Genomic DNA, 23368 nt, shown 5'->3' with positions numbered 1-23368 from the left:
CGCTTGGCAGCGATCGATAGCGCTGACTTAGCCGTGCATTTCCAGCAGCAGCGTATTCAGGCGGCGCACATAATCCGCCGGGTCCGCCAGTTGGTTGCCTGCGGCCAGGTTGGCCTGGTCCATAAGGATATTGGTGAGATCCGCAAAGCGATCTTCATCCGCCTCCTGGTCCAGACGCTGTACCAGCGGGTGGGATGGATTGATCTCGAAGATCGGCTTGGCATCCGGCAGGGCCTGTCCAGCCTGCTCCAGAATGCGGCGCATCTGCGGGCCCATATCCTGTTCGCTCACCACCAGACACGCCGGGGAATCCACCAGGCGAGTGGTCGCGCGCACGGATTCAACGCGCTCTTGCAGAACGGCCTGCACCCGCTCAACCAGGGCTCCGGACTCCTGCTCGACTTTTTCGCGCTCGGCCTTGTCTTCATCGCTCTCGGCTTCACCCAGATCCAGCGCGCCCTTGGCCACGTCCTGGAACGGCTTGCCGTCGAACTCGTTCATATGGCCGACGAACCACTCATCCACCTGATCGGTGAGCAGCAGCACTTCGATACCCTTCTTGCGGAATACTTCCAGGTAGGGGCTGGATTTGGCCGTGGCAAAGTTGTCGGCACACACATAGTAGATCGCCTTTTGGCCATCCTTCATGCGACCCACATAGTCTTCCAGGGATTGATCCTGCTTCTCAGTATCGGCGTGGGTGCTGGCAAAGCGCAGCAGTTTGGCGATTTTCTCTTTGTTGGAGAAGTCTTCCGCCGGGCCTTCTTTCAGCACGTTGCCGAACAGTTCCCAGAGCTTCTGGTACTCGTCGCCATCCTTTTTCGCCAGCTTGTCCAGCATATCCAGCACGCGCTTGGTCAGCGCGCTCTTGATCGCATCGGTGTTGCGATCCTGTTGCAGGATTTCACGGGAGACGTTCAGCGGCAGATCGTTGGAATCCAGCACCCCTTTTACAAAGCGCAGGTACAGCGGCAGGAATTGCTCCGCATCGTCCATGATAAAGGTGCGCTGCACATACAGCTTGAGGCCGCGAGCGGCGTCGCGCTGGTACAGGTCGAACGGTGCGCGCGCGGGGATATACAGCAGGCTGGTGTAATCCTGTTTGCCCTCTACGCGGTTGTGGCTCCAGGTCAAGGGGTCGTCGAAGTCGTGGGAGATATGCTTGTAGAACTCCTTGTACTCTTCAGACTTCACTTCCGAGCGCGGGCGGGTCCACAGGGCCTGGGCTGCGTTGACCGCTTCAAACTCAGGCGCCTTCTCTTCTTGCGGCGCTTCGCCCTCTTCCGCTGCCGCCGGCATTTCCTCTTTCAGCATCTCTACCGGAATAGCGATGTGATCGGAGTACTTTTTAATAATGGAGCGCAGGCGCCAACCATCGGCAAACTCTTTCCCTTCCTCTTTCAGGTGCAGAACCACTCGGGTGCCACGCTGGGGCACCTCAACGGTCTCCACAGAGTATTCCGCTTCGCCGTGGCACTCCCAGTGTACGCCCTGGTCGGCATTCAGACCAGCGCGACGGGTGAATACGTCTACTTTGTCGGCGACGATAAAGGCGGAGTAGAAGCCCACACCAAACTGGCCGATCAGGTGCGCATCTTTTTGCTGATCTCCAGTCAACTGCTGCATAAACGCAGAGGTGCCGGAACGGGCAATAGTGCCGAGGTTTTCGATAACCTCATCGCGGCTCATACCGATACCGTTATCGGTAATGGTGAGGGTGCCCTCTTCCTTGTCAAACTCAATGCGAATACGCAGGTCTGCATCTTCGCCCAGTAACTCAGGCTTGGACAGCGACTCAAAACGCAGCTTGTCAGCGGCGTCAGAAGCGTTGGATACCAACTCGCGCAGGAAAATCTCCTTGTTGGAGTACAGCGAGTGGATCATCAGGTGCAGCAGCTGCTTGGCTTCCGTCTGGAATCCATGGCTCTCTTTTTGGGCCTCAACGGTCATCTATTCGGTCTCCCCGTATACGTCAATCGGAACAGAGAGCAAATATTGGGACCCGCCAGCAGGTTTCAAGGGGGGAGTTCACACTCACCAGTGAAGATCAGCGATCCCCACTGGCCTGAGCGGTGGCGAGATTGCCTTTGCCGGTAATATCAATCACAAAGTTGGCGGTGAGATCTGAGATAACGCGGGACTCCGCATTCATCAGGATGGCGATACCCACTTTCAGCTTTTCCGAGTAGGCCACCGCCGCGCGGAAGCCCGCTACCCAGCCGCCGTGGTAAATAATACGGTCATCGCCGATGGTGTAGAGGCGCCAGCCCAGGCCGTAGCCCGCGTGAGACAGATAGTCTCTCCAGACACGGTGGCGCATATGGCGCTGGGTAGCGACCCGCTCAGTGGTCATATCGGCGATCACTTCCGGCGATAGCACTTTGGGGTAGTAGCCCATCTGCGCCTTCAGCCACTGCGCCATATCGGAGATGCTGGCATTTACCCCGGCCGCCGGCGCGGCAAAGTAGTACTCTTTCTCCACCTTCACCGGGCGCCAGCCGCTGCCGGTCTGGATATGCGGCGCCGCACGGTTGTTGGAGGCCATAAAGCTCTCCCAACCGACCGAGGCGTTCTGCATTTTCAGCGGGATAAAAATGCGCTTCTTTAACTGCCGGGCAAAGGAGACCCCAGTTGCCTCAAGAATCACATCCTCAATCAGGCTGAACAGTACATTCTGATAGCCGTAACATTTTCCCGGCGAACAGCGCGGGTCGATTTTGGCAAATTTGGGCAGTATCTTGCTGACGGGTTTGTTGTCCTCAAGATAGTTGTCATAGGCATTGGGCGTCAGGCCCGAGGAGTGACTGAGCAGGTGTTCCACCTCCAGCTGGCGGGACAGCGAGGGCGTTTTAAAGCTCAGGTCAGGCACATAGTTGACCACCTTGTCATGCCACTTAAAACGGTTCTCGTGCTCCAGCACAGTGGCCATACTGGCGGCAAAGGTCTTGGATACCGACGCCAGGCGGAATACCGTATCCCGGTCCACCTTGCCGGACTTACCCCGGACTCTGACGCCATAGGTGTCCATCGCCACCACCCGATTGCCATCAACAATGACATAGGCGCCGCCGGGTATGGACTTACCCGCCATCATTTGTTTGAAGTAGCGGCCAAACTGTTTGGCCTTGTCGTCTATATCAGCCGCACGCGCAGGGAGGAACAGGCTCCCTATAATTAACAGAAAAAGGAAAACATGTGCCAAAGAAGCGCACCTGCGATAGACAATATTGAATAGAATTGCAGGTCTCATAAATAAATCGAGCCGCCAAAGCAATCCGCTAGTTGCAGATAAGACTAGCAGCCAGCGGGCAAAAACTCTATTTAGGCGCCACGCAGGACTGACCGATGAATTCTAGTCTGCACTTATCTCAAGCGCGGGGACGGCTATGCCAATCGGCAACAACAGAGCTGGTATAAACAAAAAAACCGCCTTGCGGCGGTTTATCTTCGGGGCCCTGGGGCCCCTGCGCAAAAAAGCGTCTTACAGCTTCTCAGCGTTCTCGCTCAGGTAAGCCGCAACACCTTCCGGGGAAGCGTTCATACCTTTGTCGCCTTCCTGCCAACCGGCGGGGCAAACTTCACCGTGCTCCTGGTGGAACGCCAGAGCGTCAACCATGCGCAGCATTTCGTCAACGTTGCGGCCCAGCGGCAGATCGTTAACGACCTGGTGGCGTACAGTGCCTTCTTCGTCGATCAGGAAGGAGCCGCGGAAAGCAACACCAGCGTCAGCTTCTACGTCGTACGCCTGGCAGATTTCGTGCTTAACGTCTGCAACCAGGGTGTATTTAACCGGGCCGATACCACCGTCGTTAACGGAGGTGTTACGCCATGCGTTGTGAGAGAACTGGGAATCGATAGATACACCGATTACCTCAACACCGCGCTTTTCGAACTCGGCAAAGCGGTGGTCGAAAGCGATCAGCTCAGAGGGACATACGAAAGTGAAGTCCAGCGGGTAGAAGAAAACTACAGCCTTCTTACCTTTGATGGTTTCTTTCAGGTTAAAAGTATCGACGATCTCGCCGCTACCCAATACCGCTGCTGCGGTGAAATCCGGAGCCGGCTTGCCTACCAGAACTGCCATGAAAACCTCCTCAATCAATGATGGGTTGTTGATAATGCGTGATGTGTTCAATTTATAAGCAATAGTTATAAATTGAATGGGAATTCGTAGTGGGCCGCTATGATACACACCCACTTATTACAGGCCCATAAATTTTTTAAATCAGGCTGATAGCAGAACAGCTATGCGTGAACTGGGCCCCAAAATAGGATGACTCACCACAAAAATCGTACAATTTGCGAACAAAGAGGTTGAAATGCCATCATTCCGAAATCTTATTGACACTCATTCTCAGTTGCAATAGGATTTCGACTTAACTAATATTGAGTAAGGTTTAGACAGAGCCAATAGCCATGTATGTATGTATTTGTAAGGGCATAACTGACCGCCAGATCAAAGAGGCGATCTACGATGGCTCCACTTCGGTGAAGGCGTTGAGACGCCAATTGGGCGTTTCCTCTCAATGTGGGCGTTGCGCCGAGCAGACCAAAGAAATCATCGATGAGACTATGAGCGGGGGGATGATAGCCTCCGCCAATAGCGGGCTGTTCTACTCCGCCAGCTGACCCCCGCCAGTTCACCCTTAATATCGGTCGCAACAGTCTGGTGCGGCCGCCCCCCAAAAACGCACCCCCAAGCCCACAGACTAAGCTGATTGCACGCAGGTATACCCGGCGGCTTATGAAGCAGTATCTCGTACATCTCTAACGAACATCTCTACTCCAGCCCCGCTGCTTATGATTCTGGCGGCGCTACCCCTCAGTGCCTTAGTGCCTTTACCACTCACCTGGACTGCATATTCCCCGCGCCCTGTTATCCGTCATTGCCGGCGCCACCATTACCCTGGCCGGAACCCTTTTCTCGATAACCACGGCGGCCCTATCTCTCGCCGCCAGTCAATTCGGCCCCCACCTAGTCGGGAATTTTATCTGCGACCTCGCCAGCTATGTCTATGCCATTCTGATCCTGCGCTCTATCAGCAGCGCAGAAAGAGGAGGCGATAACTGCGGCATCAGCGCGCTAACCGCCCAGGTACTGATTTTAATCGGTGCTATCTACCTTATTTATTTTACTCTCAATGTCGCGCAGTCAATTCAGGTCGATAACATTACCCACCGTATTCGCCTGGAATTTCAGCGGGCGGTAGCGCGCGAATACCCGGATTGCGATACCCCCAACTGGTGAAAAATATTTGATCCAGAGCGCCTCGATCTCGGTTCCAGCAAGGTCGGCATCCCCATCCCAGGAGAAGCTTATCCGGCGAGCAACCCCGAGCACACAATCCCCGCAATTCAGCCGGCAATACAGATCGCTATCCAACTAACTGCGGAGCAGAGCCTTGGTAGGGTATTAAGTCGGTCCGAACCGGCCAATTGCTTCACCAATTTTGCGGGGAGTTGCGCATAATTTGCAGTAGCCTTGGACTCTCTCAGTTCTCAATGCCTCACTGGAAAAAATTGTCGAATACGGCCGAACAAACAGTGTATTTATATGCCACCCGCCCAACGCACTGGCAAATAGATAAACAGGCGCTAGCGAATTATTTAAAACGCTTAGATAACGACAACCCTGCCTGTATAAAAAATAAAATTGACCAACAAACCCTTAAAGATAAATTAGCGTTTATTCAAAAAACACTGAAAGGTTGAAATACAACCCCGCAACCTAAATGAGAATTATTTTCGTTGCTATTTTTGGCCAAATTTGCGTTAAAACCCTTGTTTTTCCTGCATTCCGCAAGAAAAATTTTTTCTTGACTTGCCGCAGATCGCAACGCAAACTCGACCCCGATTGCAGCTGACAGCCTAAATAAAACCAGGCAAATCAACTAGCTGCAAAATTTAGTGACCAGCACTCTTTGGCAACTAAAAATATCAACTAATCTCTAGCGATTGATAAATAGGAATTCCCTGCAAACCCTATTGAGTTGGCAGGACTTCAGGAGCACAAGCTATGAAAGGCGACCCCAAGGTAATTGAGCACTTAAACAAAGTACTGGGTAATGAACTGGTAGCGATTAACCAGTATTTCCTGCACGCCCGCATGTACGACAACTGGGGTTTCAAAGAGCTGGGCAAACAGGAATATCACGAATCAATCGATGAGATGAAACACGCCGATTGGCTGATCGAGCGCATTCTTTTCCTCGAAGGTATTCCCAACCTGCAACACCTGGGCAAACTTCTAATCGGTGAAAATACCGAAGAGATGCTCAAGTGCGATCTGAAAATTGAGTCGAAAGCCATTCCCGACCTGCGCGAAGCTATCGCCTACTGCGAATCCGTCAGGGACTACGGCAGCCGCGAACTGCTGGAAAAAATCCTCGAATCTGAAGAGGAGCATGTAGATTGGCTGGAAACCCAACTGGAATTAATCGACAAAGTGGGTATTCAGAACTACCTGCAAACCCAGATGGAAACTGCCGCCGGCAGCTCTGGCAAATAGCTTAAGCCGTCTCACAGGCATAAAAAAAACCGCAGTTGTAGCTGCGGTTTTTTTATTGTCGCAATGCCCTACCGTTTTTAGCCGATAGCGGCACAAGAACAAAAGACAATATTAGCTCTCGTCTTCGCTCTCTTCTGCTGAAGCCTCATCGATCAAGGTTTTCAGCTCACCATTCTCATACATTTCCATAATGATGTCACAGCCACCGATCAACTCGCCCTTTACCCACAGCTGGGGGAATGTCGGCCAGTTCGCATATTTGGGTAGCTCAGCGCGGATATCCGGGTTGGCCAGAATATCAACGTAGGCAAAGCGCTTACCGCAAGCCATCATTGCCTGGGAGGCCCGCATGGAAAAGCCGCACTGGGGGGCGTTGGGGCTACCTTTCATGTAAAGCAGAATGGTGTTATCAGCGATCTGCTGCTTGATGTTCTCCAGTGTATCCATAAGCGTGAAAAACCTCAGGTGGTCGAAGCAAAAGTAAATATACAAGCACAATACCGCAATTCGGCATAGCGCACCGACGCTCATTGTACCCCAGCGAGGCCCGCAATAAGTACACCATAGCGCCGATGGGGCCAAAAACTGCAAATCTGCCACACTGGACACAATGTTGGAAATTGAGCCAAGCAGATAACACACACCCTATAGAGGCTGTGTTACCATTGCCGGGATCAATATAAAATGCAGATCAAAACCAAAAAACAGAATTTTCTGCGGAATGCAGATGTGTAAGACTTAAGGAGATGCCCCGGTGACCACCCCGACACTCATGCAAAACTACGGCGACCGAGCCCTCACCCTGGTGCGGGGGGAAGGCAACTATGTGTGGGATGATCAGGGGCGACGATACCTGGATGCCATCTCCGGAATCGCCGTCTGCGGTCTCGGTCACTGCCACCCCAAGGTCACCCTGGCCCTGCACGAGCAGATCCGAACCCTGTTGCACGTATCCAATCTCTACAATATTCCCGCCCAGGAACAGCTGGCCGACAAACTTGTACAGATGTCCGGTATGGACAATGTCTTTTTCTCCAACTCCGGTGCCGAAGCCAATGAAGCGGCTATTAAACTGGCGCGGCGACTGGGAAATAGCCGCGATATCGAAACCCCGCAAATCCTGGTGATGGAGGGCGCCTTTCACGGCCGCACTCTCGCCACCCTGACGGCAACCGGTAATAAAAAAGTCCAAGAGGGCTTTGGCCCCCTGCCCGAGGGGTTTCTGCGAGTTCCCTTTAACGATACCGCAACCATCGAAAAACTGGCCGCTGAGCGCAGCGATATTGTCGCCGTGCTGGTAGAGCCGATTCAGGGCGAGGGCGGTGTGCGCCTGCCCTCTGCCAACTACCTGGGTAAATTGCGCGAGCTGTGCGATCAACACCAGTGGCTTCTGATGCTGGATGAGGTGCAGACCGGCAATGGGCGCAGCGGCAAAGTGTTTGCCTATCAGCACGCGGGTATACTGCCCGATGTCGTAACCACCGCAAAAGGACTGGGGAACGGTGTCCCCATCGGCGCCTGCCTGGCAAGAGGGGTCGCCGCACAATTATTTTCTGCCGGTACTCACGGCTCCACTTTCGGCGGCAACCCGCTCGCCTGCAGCGCAGCGCTGGCCGTACTCGACGCCCTGGAAAGCGAGTGGCTGATAGAGCGCGCCGAAGTACTGGGGCAGCGCCTGCTCCAGCAGCTACAGCAACAACTATCCGCTTGCAGCCTGGTTAAAGAAGTGCGCGGCCTGGGGCTGATGATCGGCATCGAACTACAGCAGCCCTGCGCCGCCCTGGTAGACATGGCCCGCGAGCAGGGGCTACTGATTAACATTACAGCCGGCAATGTTGTACGCCTGCTGCCCCCACTAACTCTCAGCGATGACGAGTGCCACCGATTGGCAAGCGATGTCAGTTCACTGATTCACCAGTTTGCACTGCAAGCGGTCTGATGCAAAAAAAGGAGAACGGCTTATGGCGGTCAGACATTTTCTTACCCTGACAGATTTATCCGCACAGGAACTCACACAAATTATTGAGCGCGCCATCGAATTAAAAAAACTGCGCGCACAGGGAATTACCACCGACCTTTTTCGCGGCAAAGTACTGGGGATGATTTTTGAAAAATCCTCCACCCGCACCCGCGTTTCCTTCGAGGCGGGTATGGCGCAGATGGGCGGCAGCGCCCTCTTTCTCTCCCCTCGCGATACCCAGCTGGGGCGCGGGGAGCCGATTGAGGACAGCGCCCGGGTGATTTCCAGCATGGTGGATATGGTGATGATTCGCACCTTTGGCCACCAGGTGCTGGAGCGCTTCGCCGAGTACTCGAAAGTACCGGTGATCAATGCGCTCTCCGACAGCTACCACCCCTGCCAGCTACTCGCGGACATTCAAACCTATGTGGAGCACCGGGGCAGCCCGGAGGGCAAGGTGGTCGCCTGGGTCGGCGACGGTAACAATATGTGTCACTCCTATATCAATGCTGCGCGCCTGTGCAATTTTGAGCTGCGCATCGCCTGCCCACCGGGCTATGAGCCCGATGCCGATATTCTCGCTGCGGCCGCCGATCGCGTCACCGTGGTACACGACCCAGTGGCGGCGGTAACAGGGGCCAACTGGGTAGCCACCGATGTGTGGGCCTCCATGGGCCAGGAAACTGAACAGCAGATCCGCCTCAAAGCCTTCGAAAACTTCCTCGTGGATCACGAATTGATGAGCCATGCCAACAGCAATGCCGTCTTTATGCACTGCCTGCCGGCCCACCGAGGCGAGGAAGTCAGCGCCGAGCTTCTGGAGGACAGCAACCTGTCTGTGGTCTGGGATGAAGCCGAGAACCGCCTTCATGCACAAAAAGCCCTGATGGAATTTCTACAGGGCCACAGCCACTAGCCCGCCTAAACGATACAGCGGTTTCTACCGCTGTATCGCACCTGCCCTCTCCCCCTCATATCTTCCGGTGAGCCCCAACAGAGGCCATTGACACCAAAGTGCTCACAAAATCGCCAGATTCAACAGTTGGCACCAAAGACCCATTTACAGCCCGCCCAAGTGCCAAGATTAAATAACCGTCAGCAAACTGATTAATTGAGTACCACTTTGCTCAAAGAGCAGCCATTTGCAAATAGTTATTGCCGTTGTTAATTTACAGCGCCCAAGCTATTAAAAAAAATTGTAAGGCTTTGTACCCGATTCTCTCAGCCTGCACTCACTCCTTTGCAGCCCAGAGCTGACGGGCCCTGTCGCGAAAGTGGCTACTGACTCAGCCCCACTACCCACAATTTATCCACAAACAACTACAAAGTTATTCGCCTTGAACTGACCCGCCTACCGCATTATCTTGTAGCGCTCTCGGGGTATACCCCCTATATATTGGGGTAGGGACCTAAGAGCACCCCCATTTTATGGGGCAGATTCCGGCGCACCACCGCACTTTTTGGCGGCGGGCGTCAGGCGCTGCTTTTTTCAAAGCAGAATCAGAGGTAAGCGGGTGGAATGGAGCTTCCGCCACAGGCAACAGCTGGCACACTTTTTCAAGGAACCGGTGACAAGTCGCCTGTTTCCAGTATCCACAGCTGTGGATAAATACTGGCAAAGCGAAGGACACGCTCCGCCATGCCACGCAGTCATGTGGCCGCCGTTCATTTGAGCGCACGCGGACAGATAACAGTACAAACCTTTCGGAGATTTACATGCACACAGAGACAGGGCGCTCTCAAGCCGTGCCTGAGGAAAAATCAGGCACCTCCAGCGACCAGGCGACTGGCGGCACCACTCTGGCCGCTACTGCACCGGGCCAGATCCGCGTGATCAAGCGCAATGGCACCGTTGTCCCCTACGACGACAGTAAAATCGCTGTCGCCGTTACTAAAGCCTTTCTCGCTGTTGAAGGCGGCACTGCCGCTGCTTCCAGCCGTGTCCACGAGCAAGTTGAAGAGCTGGTCGAGCAGATCAGTACCACTTTCAAGCGCCGTATGCCCTCTGGCGGCACTATCCACATTGAGGAAATTCAAGATCAGGTAGAACTGGCCCTGATGCGTACCGGCGAGCACAAAGTTGCCCGCGACTACGTACTCTACCGCGAAGAACACGCCCGCCTGCGCGCCGAGAAAGAAAAGGCGGCCCAGAGTACGGAGCAAGCGGTCGATGCCCACCCCAGCATTCGCGTAAAGCAGGACGACGGCAGCCTGGTTCCTCTGGATATGGAGCGCCTGCGCACCGTTGTCAGTGAAGCCTGTGAAGGCCTGAAAGATGTCGACAGCGCGGCAATTCTTAACGAAGCCCTGAAAAACCTGTACGACGGCGTCTCTGAAAACGATATCAACACTGCGCTGGTTATCACTGCGCGCACTCTGGTTGAGCAGGAACCCAATTACACCTTCGCTACCGCCAGCCTGCTGCTGGACAAGCTGCGCTCCGAAGCCCTGCGCTTCCTCGGCCTGGCCGAGCGCGCCACCCAGCACGAGATGGAAAAGCTCTACGCCTCCGCCCTGCCCACCTATGTGCAAAAGGGTATCGAGCTGGACCTGTTGGACCCGGCACTGGCCACCTTCGACCTGGAAACACTCGGTAAAGCCTTAAAAGGCGAGCGCGACCACCAGTTCACTTACCTCGGCCTGCAAACTCTGTACGACCGCTACTTCCTGCACAGCGACGACATTCGTTTCGAACTGCCGCAGATCTTCTTTATGCGCGTCGCCATGGGCCTCAGTATCAACGAAGAAAACAAGAACGAGCGCGCGGTAGAGTTCTACAACCTGCTGAGCTCCTTCGACTACATGAGCTCCACCCCGACCCTGTTCAACGCCGGCACCCTGCGCCCGCAGCTGTCCTCCTGCTACCTGACCACGGTACCGGACGACCTGCACGGCATTTACGGCGCTATCCGCGATAACGCCATGCTGTCCAAGTGGGCCGGCGGCCTTGGCAACGACTGGACGCCGGTGCGCTCTCTGGGTTCCTATATCAAAGGCACCAACGGCAAGTCCCAGGGTGTTGTGCCCTTCCTGAAAGTGGCCAATGACACCGCAGTAGCCGTCAACCAGGGCGGTAAGCGCAAAGGCGCTGTGTGTGCCTACCTGGAAACCTGGCACCTGGATATCGAGGAATTCCTCGAACTGCGCAAGAACACCGGTGACGACCGCCGCCGCACCCACGATATGAACACCGCCAACTGGGTTCCCGACCTGTTTATGAAGCGCGTGTTCGAAGACAAAGAGTGGACCCTGTTCTCGCCGGCCGATTGCCCGGACCTGCACGACCTGTTCGGCACCGCTTTCGAGGAGCGTTACAACCACTACGAACAACTGGCTGCCGAAGGCAAGCTGCGTCTGTTCAAGAAGATCCGCGCCCTCGACCTGTGGCGCAAGATGCTGGGCATGCTGTTCGAAACCGGCCACCCCTGGATCACCTTCAAAGACAGCTGCAACCTGCGCAGCCCGCAGCAGCACGCCGGTGTGGTACACAGCTCCAACCTGTGCACCGAGATCACTCTCAACACCAAGGCCGACGACGAAATCGCCGTATGTAACCTGGGCTCCGTCAACCTGGCTCAACATATCGGTGACAACGGCGAACTCGACCGCACCAAGCTGGCCAACACCGTAAAAACTGCGGTACGTATGCTCGATAACGTTATCGACATCAACTACTACGCGGTTGAAAGCGCACGTCAGTCCAACATGCGTCACCGCCCGGTGGGCATGGGCCTGATGGGCTTCCAGGATGCGCTGTACAAAGCCGGCATCGCCTACGCCAGCGACGAAGCCGTAACCTTCGCCGACAGCACCATGGAAGCGATCAGTTTCGAAGCCATTTCCGCTTCCAGCGATCTGGCTGCCGAGCGCGGCAAATACCAAACCTACGAAGGCTCCCTGTGGAGCAAAGGTGTTCTGCCACTGGATTCCATCCAGATCCTGGCCGAACAGCGCGGCCAGCAATTTATCGAACAGGACACCAGTTCCACTCTGGACTGGGACGGCCTGCGCGAAAAGGTTAAAGCCCAGGGTATGCGCAACTCCAACGTGATGGCGATCGCCCCCACCGCGACCATTGCCAATATCACCGGGGTTTCCCAGTCGATCGAACCGACTTACCAAAACCTGTATGTGAAGTCGAACCTGTCCGGCGAATTCACCGTAGTAAACCCCTACCTGGTACACGACCTGAAAGATCGCGGCCTGTGGGATCAGGTGATGGTTAACGACCTGAAATACTACGAGGGTTCTGTACAGAAAATCGATCGCGTACCAGAAGATCTGAAAGCGAAATACCGCACCGCGTTTGAAGTGGATCCGCGCTGGATTGTGGACGCCGCCAGCCGTCGCCAAAAGTGGATCGACCAGGCTCAGTCCCTGAACCTGTATATCGCCGGCGCCGACGGCAAAAAACTGGACCTGACCTATCGCATGGCCTGGTTCCGCGGTCTGAAAACCACTTACTACCTGCGCGCCCTGGCTGCCACCACCACAGAGAAATCCACTGTGAATAGCGGCACCCTGAACGCGGTAAGTGCACACGGCAACAGCAACGGCGCAGCTGCGGCGGCACCCGCTGAACAAGCAGCGCCCGCACCGGCCGCCGTGCCTCAGGCCTGCTCACTGGACGACCCGGATTGCGAGGCCTGCCAGTAAAATTTAAGCCCCTGTTTTTAAGGGGCTGCACTAACTCTCGGGGGAGAGCGTCGTAACCGCAAATGCGGGCATGACCATGCGCAGCGACCCCGGTCCACCCACTATTTAAACAAATGGTGGGGAATATCACCGGGACCGGGGATCGGCTGCGATTTCACCTCCGAGAGAAGCCAGTGCAATTGCCAGCGAAAATTCAGTGCAAATAAATGCACAAAAAGCGCAGCAAAAATTGATCTGGCACAGGATTTTCTGTGCCCAGGCGCGTTAAAAATACAAGCCTGTAAAGAATTATTACCGGTAAAAAAATACATCGGTATGCCATCCCTGGTTACGCTCAATCTGCGAGTAATACCCCAGGAAGATTTAAGAATTTTTTATCGAATTTTCGATAGTGAGACCGATCAGAAGGGCCAACTATGCTGAGCTGGGACGACATCGACACCAAGCCCCAACAACCTGAAAAAGCACCCGAACCGCAACCGGCGCCGGAGGCCCAGGCCAAACCCGTGCAGGAATCCACTTCCTACACCGCCGCTCCGGCGTCGCCTGCGGCCCAAAGCGGTTCCACTGCTGTTGAAGCCGCCCGTGCAGCAGTTGCCGATATGGACCCGGCTCCCGGCCTGGAAGAACTGGAAATGGGTGCGGCCCGTATCCAGGTAGATGAAAAGCGCATTATCAATTGCCGCGCTGACCTCAACCAGTTGGTGCCCTTTAAATACGACTGGGCCTGGCAAAAATACCTGGACGGCTGCGCCAACCACTGGATGCCCCAGGAAATTAACATGAATAAAGACGTGTCCATGTGGAAAGACCCCAACGGTCTGACCGAGGACGAGCGTCGCATCGTGGAATACTCCCTGGGTTATTTCTCCACCGCAGACTCCCTGGTTGCCAACAACCTGGTATTGGCAATCTACCGCCATATCACCAACCCGGAGTGCCGCCAGTACCTGCTGCGCCAGTCTTTTGAAGAGGCCATCCACACCCACGCCTACCAGTACTGTGTAGAGTCTCTGGGCATGGACGAGGGCGAAGTCTTCAATATGTACCGCGAAGTGCCCGCAGTGGCCAAAAAAGCGGCCTGGAGCCTGTCCCACACCCAGGCCATCGGCGATCCCAACTTCAAAACCGGCACTGTTGAATCCGACCAGGAGCTGCTGCGCAACCTGATCGCCTTCTACGCCGTCACCGAAGGCATCTTCTTCTACTGCGGCTTCAGCCAGATCCTGTCCATGGGTCGCCGCAACAAAATGACTGGTGTTGCCGAGCAGTTCCAATACATTCTGCGCGACGAGTCTATGCACCTGAACTTCGGCATCGACGTCATCAACCAGATTAAACTGGAAAATCCACACCTGTGGACGGCGGAGTTCCAGCAGGAAGTGACCCAGATGATTCTCGAAGGTATGGAGCTCGAAGTGGCCTACGCCCGCGATACTATGCCCCGTGGCGTACTGGGTATGAATGCGAATATGATGGAGGAGTACCTCCAGTTTATCGCCAACCGCCGTCTCAGCCAGCTGGGTCTGAAAGAGCAGTTCCCGGGCGCGCAGAACCCATTCCCATGGATGTCTGAAATTATGGACCTGCGCAAAGAGAAAAACTTCTTTGAAACTCGCGTTATTGAGTATCAAACTGGCGGCGCACTACAGTGGTAAGCGCCTCCCAGTCAGCGAATTACTAAAAAGGAAAAAGTAGTCGCTCACAGGAAGAGAAGTATTGAAACGGGCTTAACGCCCGTTTTTTTTATCCTGTGACAATCGGCTCGATAAGCCCCTCCTACATTATTTTATTGGCAGCCGTGATCACCTTTTGTCTTCAATGGTTTCTTAACTGTCAAGCCAGCGCCGAAAGGCAGAACTTCTAGTCTTACTCGTTACTAATGGCTCATTCAGGCCGGAAAGGTATATCGCCAGAGTATCCTTACCATAAGCTTCAAAGCGCTGCACATACTCAATATTGACAATATCGCTGCGATTGATCCGAATAAATTTTTGTGGGTCTAGCTGAGCCTCAAGGTCAGTCACAGATTGCTGTATCAAAGCGTGACTCAGCCCACTCTGGTGATAAGCAAAGATAATACCTCGCTCCGCCCGCAGACAAACAATATCCTTCACCCATAAGACTTCCATACCCTGCCGCTTTCTCAATAGAAACCTATCCCTAAAGCTTGTGCGGGGTTCTTCCTGATTAGTGTTTCCACCTATAAAACTATCTTTTAACTGCTCGAAAGCCAACATAGCACTCGTAAAGCGTTTATAAGAAAATGGCTTAAGTAAATACTCAACCCCCATATTTTGGAAAGCATTCATCCAATAGGCATCATAAGCCGTGGTGTATATTATCGGGCAAGGTAAATCAATTTCACCTAACGCATGAAAAACAGAGCCATCGAGTAGCTCTATATCTGAAAAAATAAGATCCAGCGACACCCCCTCAAGAAAAAATTCTCGCACTTTCTCTACTTTATCCAGGGGCCCCAGAATTTTTGCCTGGGGATCATGTTTCAGTATATATCCCTTGAGCTTCTCAGCAGCTAGCGGCTCATCCTCTATTAATAGAATATTCATTCGATACTGTATTAATTGCCAATCAATGGAAGACGCAGCATAAAATCACCATCCCGCTTTATCACCTCTACCGATCTACCCAAAATTGCCTCAGATCTGACCTTCAAATTACTTAGCCCTACTTTTTGAGAGAGACTGCCAGTAACTTTTGGTCTAATTTTGTTGCTAACCTCAAGCCAGCGATCAACAATTTCAACCTTAATCGACAACGGATTTTCCTTATCTCCCTGATTGTGCTTAACCACATTTTCTAACGCCAACTGGAGAGAGCAAGGTAAAGTTGCATACTGGGATCGCACCGTCTCCCCACACTGAATATCCAACTTATAGGCGTTGGAAAATCGCTGAGTCAACAGTGACATATAATCATCTGCAAAAGCAAGCTCCCGCTCAAGACTTATTGTCTTACAATTATGACCATCCAAGATATAACGATAGATATTCGTAAACCTGTCGAGAAACTCATCAGCCTCCTCCGGCCTCGAAGCAATAAGCGCAGACAGAATATTGAGATTATTAAACAGAAAGTGGGGGTCCAGTTTCTGCTGCATCACCTCAAGTTGCTTTTCCAGCAGTAATTTCTGCACTCTCTCTAAGTCTAGCTGCCGAGCATTAATCCCCTCAACCAGCTGAAAGGCAATAACTGCACCGCTATTTAGTGCATGTAGCATAAGTAAACTTATTGACAGCAAGAGCACATGCCTCCCATCTATCACCTGCAAACCGAAGGCAAACTCTAAAAATAAGGTAAGAGCTATTGAAGCAAACAGGTAAAAGGAACAGCTAAGTATAAAAACTTTTATACACTTTTTAGCGGGTATCGCTGTATTTTCCTGTTTTGACACTATCGCCTTATAGGCTTTCAAGGTTAACCACTGGGAGAAAAAACACTGTAGCGCAATCCAAAAGGGCGCATCATAGTGTACCACAATAGGATTTCCCGGAGCAGCTTTTAGAAAGGCTGAATACAAGACAACCAAAATTGAAAAGCATAGGGTCAATATAATAGTGGCTGCCTTTTGCATTCTTATCGTTAACTCACTTACTGTGGAAGACTCATAATAACCTGCCCATTAACATCGAGAAACTCTAATTTTGCCTCTCCGTCCTTGGTAACTATTAGCTGTATACGTTTTTTCCCATCTGCATCGTTAAGCTGAAGTTTTGAATCTCCGTTTAACGTACCATAAAAGGCCCTTCTCGTTCCCCCAAGCTTCTCCTCTTTATACCGCCTCAAAATTTGCGCTACCCGCTCCCTGTCATTGCGTTTTTTGGCCTCAGTAAGCTCCTTGGACAACTCAAAATCCATATCCTGAGCTGGGCGATCCATTACTGTAAGGCCGGTTACCATATAGTCCAATTGTTCAATATGCTGAACCATAAGTGTTTGATCTTGGTTATACCGATCAAAGGAGAGATGCAACCCATGGCTGGTCTCATCGCCAGTTTGCCCGCCTCGAAATATAAATCCTCCATTTTCAGTCCCCTCATCGTTATAAAAAATCATTCCAGGCCTAGGAGAGGAGGGACGAAAGACCTCCCCACCTAGCTTTTCAACTCCCGGGGCCCTGTCTGAGTTTGCCAAAACCATACGTTTTAGCCCGCTTTTCTCTACAATATTTATCCTCTCAACAGAAATCTCTTCAAATTCAACTGAGCGATTATTCAGCCCTATATATATCCCTAGGCTAACTACACTTAGCACCAACAACACATTAAACTTGCCCTGATAACTTGGTACTTTTTCTTGGTTTTTCATATTGATTACCCTGCCTTTTTCAAGCTAAAGGTTATGGGCTAAAGCGCAAGCGTGGGAGAGGAAAATGATGAGCAGGGGGAGAGTTCTAATGAACAGGGGGAAAATGGGGACAAGGTTCGCAGCCAAAATGGCATTTTAACAACAAAAGCCAAACCAACTTACCACCTATCCAATATCGAAGTTGGCAAGAGTGTCATCACCCGACCATAAAGCACTCTCACTGTACTACTTTACCGAATTACGGCAGCTGAGCTTTTCAGGTAAAACGATAGGTCTATTCAGATAGGTCCATCAAGATACCGCCATAAGCAGAGATCTCAAAGCTGACTGTGCCCTTCCCCCCTTGCCTACGGCAATAGCACAGGCAATTACTACCGACAGCCTTACCAATTCACCAGTGATTCACCCCTTATCGATCGGGAAATCGCACCGGGTATAAAACCGGCGCCAGAAGGGCTTCACCGGCACGCCTGAGCCTCAAGAATACGGACAGACTAAAAGCTCCATAACCGTATTACTAACTTATCGAAGGAACTCTTAGCCAACTCCCCATATAAAAATAGATTTAAGTTCTAGCTGGACCGCCATTTGTTACCAGTGGCAGTAGCCTGGCAATTAAAACAATTTGGATACGATCTATTGTTGGCGCATAATACCCTGAACTGGCAAGTCTGGCAGCTGTCCCGTCTTACTTGAGGAGGCCTCCCAAAGTCTACCTCCCTTGAAACTCGTGAATGTGAATTTATCTATGAGCACCCCTGATTTAAACCAAATTATTGATCTCGACTGTGAAGACCGCTACGAACACTTTTTGAGTGTGACTGGAGAGGAACGGGAGGTCTGGATATTGGTTGATAGCCAAAACTGTTTCCTAAAAATTCATACCGATGAAGATGGTGGTTTCGAATACCTACCAGTATGGCCAAGTGCCGAGCTTGCCTGCGCTTATGCCGAAAATGAAGCGGGACTTACCCCAAAAAGTATCCCTCTGCCACAGTTCTTGAACAAGTGGCTGCCCGGCTTAAAAAATGACAATATTGAAATCGGTATATTCCCGGCACCGGACAAAAGTGTCTGGATTACCAATTCAGAGGAATTGGGCAGTGACTTGCGTGAGGAACTCAATAACTTCTAAGTTATCTCACAGCTTATGTAATAGCCACTTTGCAAGAAGTGGCTACCTAACCTATTAATTAAATTAGTTCAGAGCAAATCCAATCTTACTGGGAAAGTAAATCATCCAGCGCAACAAATCCTGAAAATATAACCTCTAATAGGGCAGTATTTTTCTAGACCCCAAAGAATCTTAATCCAGCAACAAGGCAGATAAGCTCAGCCCTGCGAACCTTTTATATTGCCGAGCAGCATCGCATTTGAAAATATAGACCGGAATATAATCAGCCCGTTAATCTATGCATTACGACGATTCCTGGAGCGCTCAGGTATAAAAAAGGCACAAACTATCGAGGAACGTCAGAAGATACAACCTTATAGTTACCCAACTACGGCACACAGAAACTAAAAAGCCCGCTTAAAGCGGGCTTTTTATCAGCAGCCGAGTTGCTTACTCGGTACAGGCGGCGATACGGCCAGCTGTGTTCTTGCCCGCACCACAGTCCAGACCATCGGGAATACCGGTGTAATCTGGAGCCATAATACCGCCATTGCGCTGAGCGTCATGGTCGGTGTAAATGCTCGCCAAGTTGTAGGAGCGCGCGGTGCCTTTACTATCGTTGTCGCAGGAGAAAATAGCACTTCCGTAAGCAACACCCAGGAAAGTCTTGTATTCCTTCAGGTTTGACCACAGGTTGCGCTTGGCAGAGCCGGAGCAGTTCATCTGGGAAGCCAGGTTAATATAGCCATCATCCTCACCACTCAACAACAGAGAGGTAGCACTCTCGATACCCGGGAAGCCCGCATAGCCGCCGATAGTGTAAACCGGCGCTGCCAGGTTGGTACCGACATAGTTGCGCACAGCATAGACATCATTGGTTTGCAGATAGCGAACCGCCGAACACTCACGGCCAATAAACCAATCGTTGATCAGATCTTCGACCCAGCTGCCGTTACATAGACGGTCAACACCCTCGGTTCCAGTGATTGCACCACCGGTAGTAAAGATCGCTGCGATACCGTTAATAGCGGAGTCAAAATCCACTTCAACCGCATAGTCATCATTCAAGCCGGCAACGTTAACGGTTTCGGTTTCAGTTTTACAGCTCTTCCAGAACCAGGAACCACTACAAACCTCTGAGGTTGTTGTCTCGGTATTGGAATCGTACTGGTTGTAAGCGCGGTTATAATAGGGAGAGCCCTCTACCGCATTACCTGCGAGATACATCATCTGAGTCGCACCCTGGCTGTGTGCGATCACATAGAAAGTATCATCCGCAGCACACTGGTTTTCATGCTCGAAATCATCGCCTTCGCCATTGCGAATAGCGATAATCTGCCGGGCAATTTCACCTGCTGTTCCGTCGTGCCAATAGGGCATTTCGCCTTCATCGGTGGAGTTGTAACCTACCACACCGTAGTTTCCACCATTTACAAGCAGCTGCTCAATAAAGTCGCTCCCCGCATACTCATCAAAGTAAGTGCTACTCCAATAGTCTAAAGCCGGTTGCTCAAGGTTGCCCTGAGAGTCAATACGCTGCTTGATATGGCCCTCTTCACCGTGGCCGTGAACCAAGATGTAACAGTTGTCCGCACTCGCAGACGTCGATCCCAGGAACCCTGCCAATAGTAGGGAGAAGCTCGCACCCAGTCGCTGATAACGTGTCATTGTGATGTCCTTTTATTTTGCTCAGGCTTGATCCCAATTTTTTAAATTGTCTTTTTATATTGCCGAGACTGTTTTATGGCCTGCGAAAGGTATCCGGTTAATAAGCGCCAAGAATATGACTAATAGCGCCATATGGATCTTTAGGGCGACAAGTAGGGTGACCAATCGGTCAGAAATTTGGAGAAAACCTATCCTGATATGACCCAGTTTTGAAGCATCTAGCCTACTAAATCACTGTCACAAGAAAGCAAATCGATAGATAAGTGAGCGCTCCCTTACGGGGTTTAACCTCCCCCGGAAAGGTAGTTTATTTATAGAAGGGCACCTTACACTTTGTATAGATTTTAGCCAGCGTCAAACAAGGCGGGGGCAATTGCCCGGCTCCCATTTGTTACAGCGGCCACATTACAGGAGGCGTTTCTGAATAGCCCGCAATCTGTATGGAGGCTTTGATCAGGATGAAAAGATGTATATAAAAATCGGAGTGAGCACTAACAAGCAAAGGCACGGGGTACTGTAATGCTACTCCCATGTTTTAAGCGTTTAATATCAGAACCAGTGTAAATTAACTTGCGCTGGAAAAGTACGCCGCTGGCAAGGGGAGGCCCCCTTGCCAATTGACATATCAAACGGAAGAATTAATTAACGCTATTCGAATGATAAATCAGCGCCTGCCAAGTATTTTGCTGACCGCTTATATAGTTGTCATAAGTTGGATTCTTAATATAAGTCCAAGCCACTTTGCCCTCTCCTAAATACATAGGCTCATCCAGGCCACCCCAACCATAGTTTGGTAGTTCCATAGGTCCTTCGAGCACATTGAGATCCGCATCAATTTCCATGACGTAGTAAGCTTTTGGTACTAACAGTCGTTTAGAACCGTTATCAGCATAAATACGGTTATAGGCAAGGTTGTCGGAGATACACTGGAATTTTGCATAACCCAATAGATAGCGCCCATTTTTCAAGTCGATAAGCTGTGGATCACTTATTTGACAATCATCATCCGCCACTAACCAATTAAAACCCTGCCCTTCCATACTGCCTGTAGAACTGACCCTGGCAATACCAATACGGGTTAAAGAGCTAGAGTCTAATGCATCACCAGAATACAGGCCCTGCCTAGTCATTGTGGGAAAACTATCATCATCTTCCCAATAGCTATAACTCATATAAGACAGGAAACAGTTTGTCGTATCGTAATCTGCACAATCTTCATCAAAGGGACCCTCGGCAGACAGGTCAACACCGACTTCATCCTCTAAGAACCTATCCATATCTGCATCTGCAATATATTTAGGTGAGACAATCAGTGACAAGTTGGTATTGGCATCTACAGGCACCACCGTATGACCTCCGCCGTTAGAAACCATAACAGAGGTAGCAGGTACAAAATGATTAAAGCGGCCTTCAGTAGAGGAACTGGATGTTTCCATCTTCACCGCAATAGTGCCCAGTTGCCCATGGGTACTGCCGATCCAGTCATTCCAATCGCTAGTACAAATTGCTCCAAACATTTCATTATCCGGATTATAGAACGAGCGAATATTTATCACATGACCATCGCCGCAGGCCCAATACCAGCCACGATTATCCGTGCTACTCATATCCAGAGACCAATTGTCTCGATCTATGACGGTCAAACCCGCTGAATAATGGGAACTCCCATAGCCATCAAATACCCGTGCAGAAACAGAGAAACCGTAGCTGCTGCGCCCCTGGCTATCCTCTTCAACATAAAGTAATTCTTGTGCACCAAGGTGCGTTCCACCGTGCATTTTATTCACTACATAGGTATCAGGCACTTCACTTAACTGCTGGTTTTCCCACTCCAACAGCCAAATTTGTTCGTTGTAGCTGTAACTGGCATCTCGAATATACTGGAGCAAATCATTGTAATCGCCAGAGGCAAGATTGGAGATGATATAATCCATTTCCTCTTGCATATCAGATCCTTTAATCGTGCTAAAGGACGGTGAATCTCCAAAGTCAGTATCCGGAAAATTCGCCTCCAAACCTGCAAGAAAATCATCAAAAGTCAGCGTGGCATGCCCGGTAAAAAACTCGATATATTCACTGTGATTGGTCGCAACCAAAAGACCTATTTCATTAGCGATGCGGGATTCGATGGTGTCAATATTGTCTTCCATTTTCATCCAGGTTGAGCCATATTGCTCAACAAGGTCAGCCTCTACATCATAGCGCTCACTGGCTTGGTATTCCGTATTACACAATACTGCTACAGTGGAACAATCTGAACTCACTGCCACACCATGAGATTCATAGCACTGTTTTAACAATGTGGCATTGCCTGTGGGCTCAAAACTGGAAGTTGCAGGGTCGTACTGCAACTCATAAATAGAACCGTAAGTGGTATCCTCAACACCGGTCCCCTCGGCTAAAGTAGTGGAAACAAACATTCTCGGGGTATCGGTATCGATTGCACAAGTGGCTGTATAATTTCGGATAGGGATATCAATATCCTCTTCATCCTGCTCTCCATCGGTACGCGCAATATAGTGTGCCATCTGATATACCTCTCGGGCATTATTCATGCCCTCGGGTAAAGTGACATCAACAGCCGTCAACGATGCAAACCCCAAGTCAGTAATTTCCACATCCCCCAGTACAACAGTAGTGCCGACATTATCAGAGATCGGGGTATCTTCACTATCAGATGATCCCTGGCCACCACTACTATCTTGACTACCGCTACTGTCTTGATCACTATCTGTAGAGGAGGTATCCGTTTCCGCAGAGGAACCCCCACCACCTCCACATGCAGCCAACAATAGCATCAAAGAAAACGCCAATATTTTCTTATTTATTAGTAAACCCATTCGTTCTGCCCAACTTATATATCACTAAAATATTTTATTATTTACTTGCTGCCATCAATTGGTCAGGTATTTCCAATCTCAGAGCCGGCGTGAACTTTAAAATGATGTAATCGTTTTTCTGTGAAGCAGTTTTAGAAATGCTTTGGGAGTGATCAGCGGCCATCACACACCGATAAACGGTACTCGTTTACCGGATCGATAAAGCATGACTACTCAGGCAAAACTTAGCGATAGCTTAAGGGATAACCAACTTAATAAATTGTTACAACCGTAACAATTCGCTGACAATAAAG

Annotated in this window: 19 protein-coding genes and 1 pseudogene; 10 read left to right on the top strand and 10 right to left on the bottom strand. The window is 51.2% G+C overall.

From position 1 onward, the window contains the following. Positions 1–27: 27 nt before the first annotated feature. From htpG to ACJJIF_RS20500, 3 genes are all read right to left on the bottom strand, one after another. Positions 28–1950: a molecular chaperone HtpG gene (gene htpG / locus ACJJIF_RS20510; RefSeq protein ID WP_444930118.1), complete on the bottom strand. Its 1923-nt coding sequence runs from the start codon at positions 1948–1950 to the stop codon at positions 28–30. 97 nt (positions 1951–2047) lie between these two features. After that, complete coding sequence (locus ACJJIF_RS20505) at positions 2048–3202, bottom strand: serine hydrolase domain-containing protein (protein WP_444930117.1); 1155 nt, start codon at positions 3200–3202, stop codon at positions 2048–2050. A 279-nt stretch (positions 3203–3481) separates the two neighbouring features. Next, a complete protein-coding gene (locus tag ACJJIF_RS20500) occupies positions 3482–4084 on the bottom strand; it encodes a peroxiredoxin (RefSeq protein WP_444930116.1) in 603 nt (200 codons plus the stop codon). A 332-nt stretch (positions 4085–4416) separates the two neighbouring features. Between ACJJIF_RS20500 and ACJJIF_RS20495 the strand changes: the two genes are divergently transcribed. After that, positions 4417–4629 carry a bacterioferritin-associated ferredoxin gene (locus ACJJIF_RS20495; protein ID WP_444930115.1) on the top strand — a complete coding sequence of 71 codons (213 nt, stop codon included), beginning with the start codon at positions 4417–4419 and terminating at the stop codon, positions 4627–4629. Between the two features lie 226 nt (positions 4630–4855). Continuing rightward, positions 4856–5149: pseudogene (locus ACJJIF_RS20490) on the top strand (DUF2254 family protein); the annotation flags it as partial. Between the two features lie 3 nt (positions 5150–5152). Here the strand turns inward: ACJJIF_RS20490 and ACJJIF_RS20485 are convergent. Next, the gene (locus ACJJIF_RS20485; protein ID WP_444930114.1) at positions 5153–5341 is read right to left on the bottom strand and encodes a hypothetical protein; all 189 of its coding nucleotides are present in this window, start codon (positions 5339–5341) and stop codon (positions 5153–5155) included. A gap of 161 nt (positions 5342–5502) precedes the next feature. Here ACJJIF_RS20485 and ACJJIF_RS20480 point away from each other — a divergent pair, with 161 nt between their 5' ends. Together ACJJIF_RS20480 and bfr are read left to right on the top strand one after the other, a co-directional pair. Further along, complete coding sequence (locus ACJJIF_RS20480; protein WP_444930113.1) at positions 5503–5712, top strand: hypothetical protein; 210 nt, start codon at positions 5503–5505, stop codon at positions 5710–5712. Positions 5713–6016: 304 nt separating this feature from the next. Beyond that, a complete protein-coding gene (gene bfr / locus ACJJIF_RS20475; RefSeq protein WP_444930112.1) occupies positions 6017–6508 on the top strand; it encodes a bacterioferritin in 492 nt (163 codons plus the stop codon). A 111-nt stretch (positions 6509–6619) separates the two neighbouring features. On the opposite strand, the gene grxD is transcribed toward bfr, so the two are convergent. Beyond that, positions 6620–6955 carry a Grx4 family monothiol glutaredoxin gene (gene grxD, locus ACJJIF_RS20470; RefSeq protein WP_444930111.1) on the bottom strand — a complete coding sequence of 112 codons (336 nt, stop codon included), beginning with the start codon at positions 6953–6955 and terminating at the stop codon, positions 6620–6622. A gap of 307 nt (positions 6956–7262) precedes the next feature. Here grxD and ACJJIF_RS20465 point away from each other — a divergent pair, with 307 nt between their 5' ends. The 4 genes from ACJJIF_RS20465 to ACJJIF_RS20450 all read left to right on the top strand — a co-directional run bounded on the left by ACJJIF_RS20465 (position 7263) and on the right by ACJJIF_RS20450 (position 14782). Beyond that, entirely contained in the window at positions 7263–8447 is a 1185-nt protein-coding gene (locus ACJJIF_RS20465) for an aspartate aminotransferase family protein (RefSeq protein WP_444930110.1), read from the top strand. A 22-nt stretch (positions 8448–8469) separates the two neighbouring features. Continuing rightward, on the top strand, positions 8470–9384 hold the full coding sequence (gene argF / locus ACJJIF_RS20460; protein WP_444930109.1) for an ornithine carbamoyltransferase: 915 nt from the start codon (positions 8470–8472) through the stop codon (positions 9382–9384). An 800-nt stretch (positions 9385–10184) separates the two neighbouring features. Beyond that, complete coding sequence (locus tag ACJJIF_RS20455; RefSeq protein WP_444930108.1) at positions 10185–13124, top strand: ribonucleoside-diphosphate reductase subunit alpha; 2940 nt, start codon at positions 10185–10187, stop codon at positions 13122–13124. Positions 13125–13540: 416 nt separating this feature from the next. Next, positions 13541–14782 carry a ribonucleotide-diphosphate reductase subunit beta gene (locus tag ACJJIF_RS20450; RefSeq protein ID WP_444896444.1) on the top strand — a complete coding sequence of 414 codons (1242 nt, stop codon included), beginning with the start codon at positions 13541–13543 and terminating at the stop codon, positions 14780–14782. Positions 14783–14953: 171 nt separating this feature from the next. On the opposite strand, the gene ACJJIF_RS20445 is transcribed toward ACJJIF_RS20450, so the two are convergent. From ACJJIF_RS20445 to ACJJIF_RS20435, 3 genes are read right to left on the bottom strand one after another with little or no spacing between them, the layout of a single operon-like run. Further along, complete coding sequence (locus ACJJIF_RS20445; protein ID WP_444930107.1) at positions 14954–15694, bottom strand: LytR/AlgR family response regulator transcription factor; 741 nt, start codon at positions 15692–15694, stop codon at positions 14954–14956. Positions 15695–15705: 11 nt separating this feature from the next. After that, positions 15706–16719, bottom strand: a complete 1014-nt coding sequence (locus ACJJIF_RS20440) for a sensor histidine kinase (RefSeq protein WP_444930106.1) — start codon at positions 16717–16719, stop codon at positions 15706–15708. 17 nt (positions 16720–16736) lie between these two features. Then, positions 16737–17453, bottom strand: coding sequence for a hypothetical protein (locus tag ACJJIF_RS20435; protein WP_444930105.1), 717 nt, complete (start codon positions 17451–17453; stop codon positions 16737–16739). 51 nt (positions 17454–17504) lie between these two features. Between ACJJIF_RS20435 and ACJJIF_RS20430 the strand changes: the two genes are divergently transcribed. Together ACJJIF_RS20430 and ACJJIF_RS20425 are read left to right on the top strand one after the other, a co-directional pair. Continuing rightward, positions 17505–17663: a hypothetical protein gene (locus ACJJIF_RS20430; protein ID WP_444930104.1), complete on the top strand. Its 159-nt coding sequence runs from the start codon at positions 17505–17507 to the stop codon at positions 17661–17663. Positions 17664–18201: 538 nt separating this feature from the next. Next, positions 18202–18588 (top strand): DUF2750 domain-containing protein, encoded by a 387-nt coding sequence (locus tag ACJJIF_RS20425; protein ID WP_444930103.1) that lies wholly within the window; start codon positions 18202–18204, stop codon positions 18586–18588. Between the two features lie 429 nt (positions 18589–19017). Here ACJJIF_RS20425 and ACJJIF_RS20420 read toward each other — a convergent pair whose 3' ends face one another. Further along, a complete protein-coding gene (locus ACJJIF_RS20420; protein WP_444930102.1) occupies positions 19018–20235 on the bottom strand; it encodes a hypothetical protein in 1218 nt (405 codons plus the stop codon). A gap of 638 nt (positions 20236–20873) precedes the next feature. After that, positions 20874–23075 carry a hypothetical protein gene (locus ACJJIF_RS20415; protein ID WP_444930101.1) on the bottom strand — a complete coding sequence of 734 codons (2202 nt, stop codon included), beginning with the start codon at positions 23073–23075 and terminating at the stop codon, positions 20874–20876. Between the last annotated feature and the right edge of the window lie 293 nt (positions 23076–23368).

Source organism: Microbulbifer regidiadema (SeqCode) (assembly GCF_052467605.1).
This window is presented reverse-complemented; position numbering and strand designations above follow the sequence as displayed.

Coding starts and splice junctions, on each gene's coding strand:
- ACJJIF_RS20495 (WP_444930115.1), top strand. CDS start 4,417: ATGTATGTATGTATTTGTAAGGGCATAACTGACCGCCAGATCAAAGAG.
- ACJJIF_RS20450 (WP_444896444.1), top strand. CDS start 13,541: ATGCTGAGCTGGGACGACATCGACACCAAGCCCCAACAACCTGAAAAA.
- ACJJIF_RS20500 (WP_444930116.1), bottom strand. CDS start 4,084: ATGGCAGTTCTGGTAGGCAAGCCGGCTCCGGATTTCACCGCAGCAGCG.
- bfr (WP_444930112.1), top strand. CDS start 6,017: ATGAAAGGCGACCCCAAGGTAATTGAGCACTTAAACAAAGTACTGGGT.
- ACJJIF_RS20425 (WP_444930103.1), top strand. CDS start 18,202: ATGAGCACCCCTGATTTAAACCAAATTATTGATCTCGACTGTGAAGAC.
- ACJJIF_RS20435 (WP_444930105.1), bottom strand. CDS start 17,453: ATGAAAAACCAAGAAAAAGTACCAAGTTATCAGGGCAAGTTTAATGTG.
- ACJJIF_RS20480 (WP_444930113.1), top strand. CDS start 5,503: ATGCCTCACTGGAAAAAATTGTCGAATACGGCCGAACAAACAGTGTAT.
- ACJJIF_RS20420 (WP_444930102.1), bottom strand. CDS start 20,235: ATGACACGTTATCAGCGACTGGGTGCGAGCTTCTCCCTACTATTGGCA.
- ACJJIF_RS20445 (WP_444930107.1), bottom strand. CDS start 15,694: ATGAATATTCTATTAATAGAGGATGAGCCGCTAGCTGCTGAGAAGCTC.
- argF (WP_444930109.1), top strand. CDS start 8,470: ATGGCGGTCAGACATTTTCTTACCCTGACAGATTTATCCGCACAGGAA.
- ACJJIF_RS20455 (WP_444930108.1), top strand. CDS start 10,185: ATGCACACAGAGACAGGGCGCTCTCAAGCCGTGCCTGAGGAAAAATCA.
- htpG (WP_444930118.1), bottom strand. CDS start 1,950: ATGACCGTTGAGGCCCAAAAAGAGAGCCATGGATTCCAGACGGAAGCC.
- ACJJIF_RS20415 (WP_444930101.1), bottom strand. CDS start 23,075: ATGGGTTTACTAATAAATAAGAAAATATTGGCGTTTTCTTTGATGCTA.
- grxD (WP_444930111.1), bottom strand. CDS start 6,955: ATGGATACACTGGAGAACATCAAGCAGCAGATCGCTGATAACACCATT.
- ACJJIF_RS20440 (WP_444930106.1), bottom strand. CDS start 16,719: ATGCAAAAGGCAGCCACTATTATATTGACCCTATGCTTTTCAATTTTG.